This is a genomic window from Halomonas sp. V046 (assembly GCF_052645355.1).
This window is the reverse complement of the sequence record NZ_JBQXYF010000028.1, coordinates 1-8807: the sequence shown is the minus strand read 5'-3', so window position 1 is coordinate 8807 and position 8807 is coordinate 1. Positions and strand designations below refer to the sequence as shown.

General features: G+C 63.6%; 9 protein-coding genes. 6 read left to right on the top strand and 3 right to left on the bottom strand.

Features of this window, described 5'->3' with window-relative positions; all coding sequences use genetic code 11:
* The 3 genes from ACUN9Y_RS22015 to ACUN9Y_RS22005 all read right to left on the bottom strand — a co-directional run.
* Window positions 1-1117, bottom strand: a 1117-nt coding sequence (locus tag ACUN9Y_RS22015) for a DUF6531 domain-containing protein (RefSeq protein ID WP_445462890.1), incomplete at its 3' end; no start/stop codon positions are given.
* A complete protein-coding gene (locus ACUN9Y_RS22010) occupies window positions 1069-1431 on the bottom strand; it encodes a hypothetical protein (protein WP_445462889.1) in 363 nt (120 codons plus the stop codon). The genes ACUN9Y_RS22015 and ACUN9Y_RS22010, both read right to left, overlap by 49 nt.
* Window positions 1432-1744: 313 nt before the next feature.
* On the bottom strand, window positions 1745-2653 hold the full coding sequence (locus ACUN9Y_RS22005; RefSeq protein WP_445462888.1) for a LysR substrate-binding domain-containing protein: 909 nt from the start codon (window positions 2651-2653) through the stop codon (window positions 1745-1747).
* 107 nt (window positions 2654-2760) lie between these two features.
* On the opposite strand from ACUN9Y_RS22005, the gene ACUN9Y_RS22000 reads away from it, so the two are divergent.
* From ACUN9Y_RS22000 to ACUN9Y_RS21975, 6 genes are all read left to right on the top strand, one after another.
* Window positions 2761-3528 carry a 5-oxoprolinase subunit PxpA gene (locus ACUN9Y_RS22000; RefSeq protein ID WP_445462887.1) on the top strand — a complete coding sequence of 256 codons (768 nt, stop codon included), beginning with the start codon at window positions 2761-2763 and terminating at the stop codon, window positions 3526-3528.
* Between the two features lie 73 nt (window positions 3529-3601).
* Window positions 3602-3859 (top strand): acetyl-CoA carboxylase, encoded by a 258-nt coding sequence (locus ACUN9Y_RS21995; RefSeq protein WP_445462886.1) that lies wholly within the window; start codon window positions 3602-3604, stop codon window positions 3857-3859.
* Window positions 3856-5274 (top strand): acetyl-CoA carboxylase biotin carboxylase subunit, encoded by a 1419-nt coding sequence (locus tag ACUN9Y_RS21990; RefSeq protein WP_445462885.1) that lies wholly within the window; start codon window positions 3856-3858, stop codon window positions 5272-5274. Before ACUN9Y_RS21995 ends, ACUN9Y_RS21990 begins: the two co-directional genes overlap by 4 nt.
* Window positions 5271-6185, top strand: a complete 915-nt coding sequence (locus tag ACUN9Y_RS21985) for a 5-oxoprolinase subunit B family protein (RefSeq protein WP_445462884.1) — start codon at window positions 5271-5273, stop codon at window positions 6183-6185. The genes ACUN9Y_RS21990 and ACUN9Y_RS21985 overlap by 4 nt, the downstream gene beginning before the upstream one ends.
* Window positions 6175-7149: a 5-oxoprolinase subunit C family protein gene (locus ACUN9Y_RS21980; RefSeq protein ID WP_445462883.1), complete on the top strand. Its 975-nt coding sequence runs from the start codon at window positions 6175-6177 to the stop codon at window positions 7147-7149. The genes ACUN9Y_RS21985 and ACUN9Y_RS21980 overlap by 11 nt, the downstream gene beginning before the upstream one ends.
* A 229-nt stretch (window positions 7150-7378) precedes the next feature.
* A complete protein-coding gene (locus ACUN9Y_RS21975; RefSeq protein WP_445462882.1) occupies window positions 7379-8752 on the top strand; it encodes a purine-cytosine permease family protein in 1374 nt (457 codons plus the stop codon).
* Window positions 8753-8807: the final 55 nt, after the last annotated feature.

The following is an 8807-nucleotide window of genomic DNA, read 5'->3' as shown; positions in this document are numbered from 1 at the left end:
CGAGTTCGCTGTCATCGAGCTCATCGATGCTCGAGCGGTAGTAGCGTGTCCATTCGACGTCGATCAGGCCCGGCACGCGAAAGTCGGTGTGCCACAGGTTCTCATCGCCCATGACGTAGTCGATGGGATTGGCGGAGACGCTGGTGGGAGCGGTAAAGGCGCAGGCGCAGCCGGCCGGGGTCGGGCTGTTGTCTCCTTTCTCTCGGGTCGACTGCTGCTCCAGCGCCGAGAGCTCATGCTCATTTTTCTGTCCGGTGACGGCGGTGGCGCTGCGAGTGACGCCGCCGGTGCGCCGCTTACGCGCCACCAGGGCAGTGGAAAGATCAGATAGCAGAGGCAGCAAGGTGCCAATGCCCTCAACGACCATACTGTCTGCCAATTGCCCCAGTTGGCGAAGAAAGCTCACGATTCGCTGGCGTTGTTCAACGCCGATGGCATCGGCCAGTTCGTCGAAGACCACGAACAGGATTCGCTTGCCACGTTCAAGCACGTCCCACCAGGCCGGATTGGCGTCGATCAGGCCATGCTGCGTCGCTGCATCCACCGGGTTGTCGATGAAGGCTTCCAGCTTGGAGATAAAAAGGGCGATTTGGCGCCGAAATCTCGCGCTGTTGGACTCGAGCCACTGGCCGAGCTGTTCCATGAACTCCAGCGCGTTCCCGGCCGCGGCTGTCCACAATAGCTCGGCGGCGATCTCGACGCCGTCTCCTCGGGCAAACGCCAATACCGCCTCGCGAGAGGCGAGGCGAACCGGCCGTGACGCATTGCCGACGGCGGGCACAATGCCAATAGCATCGATGACGAGAACGCCCCACAGCCAGGCATTCTCGTGGTTGGGCTGGCCTTGCTCGTCGCTGTCCGTGAGGTCCATCACATCACGGGCAACATCTCCTACTGCCATGACATTGCCGACGACCGGCAGCATATAGGCGGCTTGAATCACCAGGTCCAATATCGACACCGAGTCGTCATCGACCTCGACAATTATCTCGGCCTCGGGTGTTGGATGTGGAGCATAGGGATCGGCGGTGATGACACGCTGACGGATGGCGTGCTCGCGCATCTCATTCACTTCTGCCGAGACATCGACACCCAGGAAACCGCCGCTATACGCCATCTACCAACTCCTTCCCTGATATTGGATGACTTGTCCTGATGGGGTTTCGCCCCCTGCGTCTTAGACTGCATGGCCAGTGTCGGCTTGCCGGCCTGCTTGTCCGCCCACTCGTGAGGCTTCAATCCGTTATCCCTCGGATTGGCGCAATACACGACGGTGGCGCCCATGCCAGAGACGCCAGAAAGCGTTGCGCTGGCATCGGCCACGCCGTTTCTGGTTGGGCCGTCGGCGAAGGTGCCTCGGTAGGCAGCACCCACAACTGACTCACCATCACCGTAGATATGCAGACGCTCGAGATTGCTCGGTTCGGTCACGGGCAAATTCGGCAATGTCCGGCTGATGCTGGCCGGGCCGAAGGTGGCAGGCGGCCGCTGACGATGTCTCGCTTGCGCTCATGAAAATCCGGCTATTTGCAGGACCATAGGGTACGTGGATTCGGCAAAGTGGAATATCGCCTATCTCTTACAAATTCGGACTGGAATCCGCATCAAATGAGCCGATCGGACTGCAATGGGGTAGGGAGTATCGCCATCTCGTCATCGGCCGTCATCTCGCAGGGGGCCGCAGAGCTACGGCCTTCGAAACGTCGAGCTCGCTTGTGCACGAGTGTCGCGGCCATCGCGTCGCTCAGCCCGCCGCCATGGCCTCGATCAGGGCGTCGTGGAAAGCCTGGGCCGGTGCGGTCAGCGGTTTGCTGCCATCCCAGGTCAGGCCGACGTCCATGGTCGGAATGCGATCGCTAAGATCGATGTGCTCGATGCGCCGGCCCTCCAGGGACCAGGGGCGGTAGACCATGTCCGACAGGATACCGACCCCGGAGCCGTTGGCGACCAGTGAACGCACGGCTTCCACCGACGAGGTGCTGAACAGCACGCTGGGCGAGAGCCCGGTCGGTGCCCAGTAGCGCAGCGCCGTCTGTTCGGCCTCATCCACGTTGAGCATGATGTAGGGCTCCTGGGCGACGTCGGCCAGCCCGACACCGCGGCGCTTGAGCAGCGGGTGGCGGCTGCCGACCCAGAGTCGTCGCGGCGAGCGAATCAGCAGATGGGCGGACAGCGAGGTATCCGGCTCTAGATTAGAGATCAGCATGATGGCGATATCGAAGCGACCACCCTCGAGGCCGGCCTGGATCGTCGGTCGCGAAGCCTCATGCAGGCGCACGTCCACGCCCGGGTAGCGACGCTGAAACTGTGCCAGCAGAGGCGGCAAGAAGTAGCCGGCGACGGTATAGCTCATCGCCAGGTCGAGACGCCCGGTCAGGGTGGGGGAGTGCAGGCGCGTGCTGTCGAAGGCCTCATCCACGGCCTGGAAAACATGACGTACTCGCTGCAGAAAGCGCGTTCCCTCACGGGTCAGGATCATGCCCTGGGCCTGGCGCTCGAAGAGTTTAACGCCCAGTTCCTCTTCGATTTCTCTGACCCCGGTGGTCACCGACGACTGAGACACATTCAAGTCCACCGCGGCCTGGGTGACCCGGCCGCTTTCGGCCACGGCGAGAAAGTAGCGCAGCTTTCTAAGCGAGGGGTTGTTGGCCATGGTCGGCTCCGGCATTCGGTTTTTTTGATAATGCCAAACAAAAATGGGTATTTCCAAAGATGTCTCCGCCTCGGCTACAACAGAGAGACCGAACCGGGAGACCCATAATGACAAACCACCTGGATATCAACGCGGACATGGGCGAGGGCTTCGGCGCCTGGCGCATCGGCGGTGATATCGATGACGCCATCATGGCGCTGATCAGCTCCGCCAATGTCGCCACCGGCTTTCATGCCGGTGACCCTTCGACCATGACCCATAGTCTGCAGGAGGCCCGCCGCCACCATGTTGCCGTCGGTGCCCACCCGGGCTTTCGTGACCTGGTTGGCTTCGGCCGTCGCCATATCGCGGCCGCCCCCGACGAGTTGGTGAGTGATGTTCTCTATCAGCTCGGTGCCCTGCGCGAGTTGGCGGCTCGTGAGGGCATGGCCATTCGCCACCTGAAGCTGCATGGCGCGCTGTACATGCATGCCGCTCGCGACGCCGATTTTGCCACCGAGCTCTGTGATGCCTTGCTTCAGGTCGACGCCAAGCTGCCGGTGTATTGCCTTGCCGGCTCCGAACTTGACCGAGTCGCGGAGATCGCCGGCATCCAGCGGGTGCATGAGTTCTACGCCGACCGTGACTACGACGACAGCGGCTCCATCGTGTTTGTGCGCCAGGTGGCGCGGCGTGATCCCGATGCGGTGGCCGACAAGGTACTGCGGGCGGCCCAGCAGGGCGTCGTCGAGACCCTGTCGGGTAAGACGCTCGCCGTGCGCTTCGATTCGGTCTGCCTGCACAGCGATTCCCCGGGTGCCCTCGAGATGCTGACGGCGATACGTCGTCGCCTCGATGACGAGGGCATCGTACTGCGCTCGCCCGGCGCCGGCTGAGCGCCAGACCACTGCGGTTTTTCTCTGACTTTCTTCTACCGCTCGAATAGCCAATAACAAGCGAGGCCTCATCATGTCACAGCACGTTCAGCAAGCCCCTTTCCCCGGTGTGTTCTACCGCCGTTCGTCGCCGGAGGCCGATAACTTCGTCGAGCCCGGCGCCGACGTTGCGGCGGGCGATACCATCGGCCTGCTCGAGGTCATGAAGCAGTTCTTCGAGGTCAAGGCGGACGTCGCCGGCCGGCTGCTAAGCTTCGGCGTCGAAGACGGCGACGTCGTCGACGCGGGACAGGATATTGCGGTCATCGACGCCGGGGAGGCCGGAGCATGAAGGCAACGCGTCTGTTGATCGTCAACCGCGGTGAGATCGCCGTGCGAATTGTGCGCGCCGCACAGGAGCTGGGCCTGACCAGCATCGTGACTCACAGTGAGGTCGATGCCGATAGCCTGGCGGTGACGCTAGCCGATGAAGCGGTGTGCATCGGACCCGCCCAGGCGGCCAAGAGTTACCTCAATATCGATGCCATTCTCGACGCCGCCAAGCGGGTCGGGGCACACGCCGTCCACCCCGGCTATGGCTTTCTCTCCGAGAGCCCGGAGTTTGCCCGGCGCGTGGTCGCCGCGGGCATGGTGTTCGTCGGTCCCGACGCCGAGCTGATCGAGCGCATGGGCAACAAGGCTCAGGCCAGGAGCACCGCGATTGCCGCGGGGGTGCCGGTGGTGCCGGGCTCGGCCGGGGCCGTGGTCGATGTGCAGGACGCCGTGGTGACGGCCGCCGAAGTGGGGTTTCCGCTGTTGATCAAGGCCGCCGCCGGCGGCGGTGGCCGAGGCATTCGCAGCGCCGCGGATGAGGCCGAACTGCGACATCAACTGCCCTTGGCCCAGGCCGAGGCGCAGGCGGCATTCGGCGATGGCGCTGTCTATCTGGAGCGCTACATCGAGCGTGCCCGCCATATCGAGGTCCAGATTCTGGGCGATGGCAAGCGCGCGGTGCATCTGTTCGAGCGTGAGTGCTCGCTGCAGCGCCGCCGCCAGAAGGTCTTCGAGGAGAGCCCGTCGCCGGCGCTCGATGAGACGGCAAGACAGCGCCTGTGCGCCTCGGCGGTGGCGTTGGCCGAGTACGTGGGGTACGTGGCCGCCGGTACCCTGGAGTATCTCTACGATGACGATAGTGGTGAGTTCTTCTTTATCGAGATGAACACGCGCATTCAGGTCGAGCATCCGGTCACCGAGATGATCACCGGCATCGATCTGGTGCGCGAGATGCTGCGGGTGGCGTTGGGGGAGCCGTTGTCCTTGACCCAGGACGCGATCACGCGCCGGGGCTGGGCGGTCGAAATGCGCCTTAACGCCGAGGACCCGGACAATGGCTTCTTTCCGTCGCTGGGCACCGTCGAGCGGCTGACCTGGCCGACGGGGCCCGGCATTCGGGTGGATACCGGACTGTACGAGGGCTATCGGATGCCGCCGTATTACGACTCTCTGGTGGCCAAGCTGATCGTCTGGGACGAGTCTCGGGAGGCGGCGCTGAATCGCGCGGCCCGTGCGCTCGGCGAGTTCCACCTCACCGGTTTTACCACGACAGCGGGATTGCACGCTCGACTGGTGCAGGACCCTGCGGTGCGGTGCGGCGACTTCCATACCGCCACCCTGGAGGCATGGCTCGACGACCCGGCCAATGCCGCGACCGATCCATCGACTCGCCCCGAGACCCCGGCGCCAGCCCCACAGGAGACCCGCCCATGAACGCTTCTCAGACGATGCCCGACCCGGCGCCGCGGCCTGCGCGTTACAGCGCCGCCGGCGACGAATTTCTTTTCGTTGAACTCGACGAAGCGATGACGCTCGAGGCCTTCTTTCGCTCCATTTCGGTGACCTCGGGGCTGCGTGAGCGGCGCTTGCCGGGGGTGATCGAGATCTGCCCGGCGAACGCCTCCTATCAGGTTCGCTACGACCCCGATCGCCTGCCGCTACGTCGCCTGATCGAGACCCTGGAGCGGCTCGACGCCGAGGTGCTTGGCCGCAGCATTCAGCGCCTCGAGACGCGCGTCGTGGAGGTGCCGGTGCTGTACAACGACCCCTGGACCCACGAGACGCTGATGCGCTTTCGCGACCGTCACCAGGACCCGAGCGGCACCGATCTTGAGTATGCCGCCAGGATCAATGGCTTTGACAGCGTCGATGGGTTTATCCAGGCCCATAGTGGGAGCCCCTGGTTCGTCTCCATGGTGGGGTTCGTCGCCGGGCTGCCGTTCATGTATCAGATGGTCCCGCGGGAGCGCCAGATCCAGGTGCCAAAGTACCTGAGTCCGCGTACCGATACTCCTAAGCAAACAGTGGGTTACGGCGGCTGCTTCAGCTGCATCTACTCGGTGCGTGGCGCCGGGGGGTATCAGATGTTCGGCGTCACGCCGATGCCGATCTATGACCCCAGCGCCAACCAGCCCCATATCGATGATTCGATGATCTACTTCCGACCCGGCGATATCGTCAAGCATCGTGCCATCGACCGAGAGGAATACGACGCCATGGTGGCGCAGGCCGAAGCAGGCACATTCGTGCCGCGCTCGGCGCCATTTGTGTTTGACCTGGATGCCTTTGGTGATGACCCAGGTAGCGTGGCACGCCGTGTCGAGGAGGTGTTGTATGAGCATTGAAGTGATCAAGCCGGGACTCGCGACCTCGATCCAGGACGCCGGACGTGCGGGTCATTATCACCTTGGCATTCCGCCGTCGGGGGCCATGGATCAGTTCGCCATGCGTGCCGCCAATCTGCTGCTGGGTAACCCTGAGCAGGCGGCGGTACTCGAGTGTGCCCTGATGGGGCCGGAGCTGCGTTTCTCGACCACCCGGCGCATCGCCACCAGCGGCGCCGAGATGGTGCCGAAGATCGACGGCGTGGCCTGCCCTAACCACGAGGTGCTGGAGGTTCCGGCGGGCAGTGTTCTGAGCTTCGACTTCGTGCGTGGCGGGGCGCGCCTGTACCTGGCGGTGGAAGGCGGCTTCGATGTCCCCGAGCGCCTGGACAGTCGCAGTACCTATGCACTCGGCGGGCTCGGCGGATACAAGGGCCGGACCTTGCAACAGGGCGACCTGCTGGCGGTGTTACCGGCGGCGCAGGACGCCGAGGTCGGTCGCCGCTTGGCGGATGCCTGGCGGCCGAGTCATGCCAAGCAGTATGAGCTGCGCGTGGTGGTGGGGCTTTATGATCACCGCCTGATGGATCGAGCCAAGGCACGCTTCTATGAAGAACAGTGGAGCGTGGCCTCCGAGGCGGACCGCATCGGCTATCGCTTCAAGGGCGGTACGCCGCTCGAGTTCATCGAGCGCGAGCCGCCCTTTGGCGCCGGCGATGACCCCTCGAACATCGTCGATGCCTGCTATCCGATTGGCTCCATTCAGGTGCCAAGCGGCAGTGAGCCGATCGTGCTGCACCGTGATGCGGTCTCCGGGGGTGGCTACGCCATGATCGGTACGGTGATCAGCGCCGACATGGACCTGGTCGGACAGATCCAGCCCCACCAGAAGGTGCGTTTTGTACCGGTCTCTCTGGACCAGGCGCTGGCCGCTCGCGCTGCCTACCAGGAGCGCCTCAAGGGGCTGCGCCAAGCCCTCGGGTAGGCGAATTCGGCGGTCCGTCCACGGGAGTCCGCGATCGCAGCACTCTGGGGGGATCCCGTCGACCGCATCGCCTTTTTTTTGATCCGACCCGTTTTTCTCAGTGATCGCCATTACACGCAGGACCCTAGGGTCCTGCGGGGGTGTCCGTGTGCCGGTATTTCGGCCGCGGCCCTGGGCGTGCGCCCGGGAGCAAGCGCCAATGACAACAACAGAGCTTGAGGATATCCGCATGAAAGACACGACATCGACAGACGAGGCACGTCGCCAGGACAAGAGCGACGCCGACTTCACCGATCGCCCCATTCCGCTGGATCAGCGAATGCCGCGAGGCAATCTGATGATGGCCTGGTGGGCCGTTTGCAGTGCGATCTTTTACATGGTGGTGGCTGCCGCCATGGCGCGCAGTTACGGCACCGCCAATGCCCTTGTCGGCATCGTCCTGACCGTCATTTGCTATGGCGTGATCAACGCCGTGATCAGCCGCTTCGCCATGCGCTCTGGACTCACCGTGGCGCTGTTTTCCAAGGTCCTGTTTGGCCATCTCGGGGCGACCATTGCGACCCTGATCTTCTTCGCCACGGCGCTCTATTACGCGGTCTTTGAAGGCTATGTCATGGCCTTGGTGCTGTCGACGTGGACGCCATCGCTGAGCATGGCCAGCGCTACGCTGATCGTGGTCGTCGTCGGGGTATCGCTGATCTTCGGCAGCGTTCAGCACTGGCTCGACAAGTTCAACGGTGTGCTTCTGCCGGTCTACATCATCGGCATGCTGGTCGCGGTCGGCATGGCGATTGCCGAGTATGGTTATCCGAGTGGCTGGCTGGCACGGGTTCCCGAGGCGGGAGCGAGCCCCTGGGGCTGGTTGCACACCTTCGCCTACTACATGGGCGTGTGGGTACTGATGATGTTTACCTTCGATTATGCTCGCTTCGGACGGCCCGAGGATGCGCGGTTTCACGGCCGAGTGACCTTCGGCATCCCGTTTTATCTGATGACGTTTCTGTTCAGTGGCCTGGTCGGCATTCTGCTCGATGCGTGTCTGCCGACCGAAGGGCTATCGGAGGCGTCCATCGTGCTGGGCCTGCTGGAGCTGATGGGCGTGGCGGGGCTTGTCCTGGTGTGGGTCACCCAGAGCCGCATCAATACGGCTAACTTTTATTTGGCGACGGTCAATCTCGAGGCCTTCGTGCGCAAGCTGACCGGCATCAAGCTCAACAAGATCCTGGCGGGGTGCCTGGTCGGCGCCTTGGCCTATGCGCTGATGGCCGCCGACGTCTTCGCCTATCTGCTCAAGGCGTTGGCCTATCAGGGCGTGTTCGTGGTGGCCTGGGTCGGGGTCGCGCTTGCCCATATGCGCTCGCGCACCTATCAGCAGCGCTTTCGCGGCCATCTGGAGCTCGATAACTCCCGCATACCGGCGATCAATCCCTGTGGCGTTGGCGCCTGGGGGCTGGCGATCGTCGTCGGCATTGGCGCGATGCTGAGTCCAACCCTGGCCGGGGCGTCGGCGCCGCTGACCTTCGCCGTCGCGTACCTGGCCTATGGCCTGGGCCTGCGCTTTGCCAAGCCCGGCTGGTACAGCATCGAGGCGTCGTCGAACTGACTGGTGAGGTAAGAGGGGGCTGACGGGGGCTGACGGGGGCTGATGGGGGTTGAGC

What these genes read in the sequence shown, in the direction of transcription:
- ACUN9Y_RS21980 (WP_445462883.1), top strand. Translation starts at nt 6,175, where the DNA reads ATGAGCATTGAAGTGATCAAGCCGGGACTCGCGACCTCGATCCAGGAC.
- ACUN9Y_RS22000 (WP_445462887.1), top strand. Translation starts at nt 2,761, where the DNA reads ATGACAAACCACCTGGATATCAACGCGGACATGGGCGAGGGCTTCGGC.
- ACUN9Y_RS22005 (WP_445462888.1), bottom strand. Translation starts at nt 2,653, where the DNA reads ATGGCCAACAACCCCTCGCTTAGAAAGCTGCGCTACTTTCTCGCCGTG.
- ACUN9Y_RS21995 (WP_445462886.1), top strand. Translation starts at nt 3,602, where the DNA reads ATGTCACAGCACGTTCAGCAAGCCCCTTTCCCCGGTGTGTTCTACCGC.
- ACUN9Y_RS21975 (WP_445462882.1), top strand. Translation starts at nt 7,379, where the DNA reads ATGAAAGACACGACATCGACAGACGAGGCACGTCGCCAGGACAAGAGC.
- ACUN9Y_RS21985 (WP_445462884.1), top strand. Translation starts at nt 5,271, where the DNA reads ATGAACGCTTCTCAGACGATGCCCGACCCGGCGCCGCGGCCTGCGCGT.
- ACUN9Y_RS21990 (WP_445462885.1), top strand. Translation starts at nt 3,856, where the DNA reads ATGAAGGCAACGCGTCTGTTGATCGTCAACCGCGGTGAGATCGCCGTG.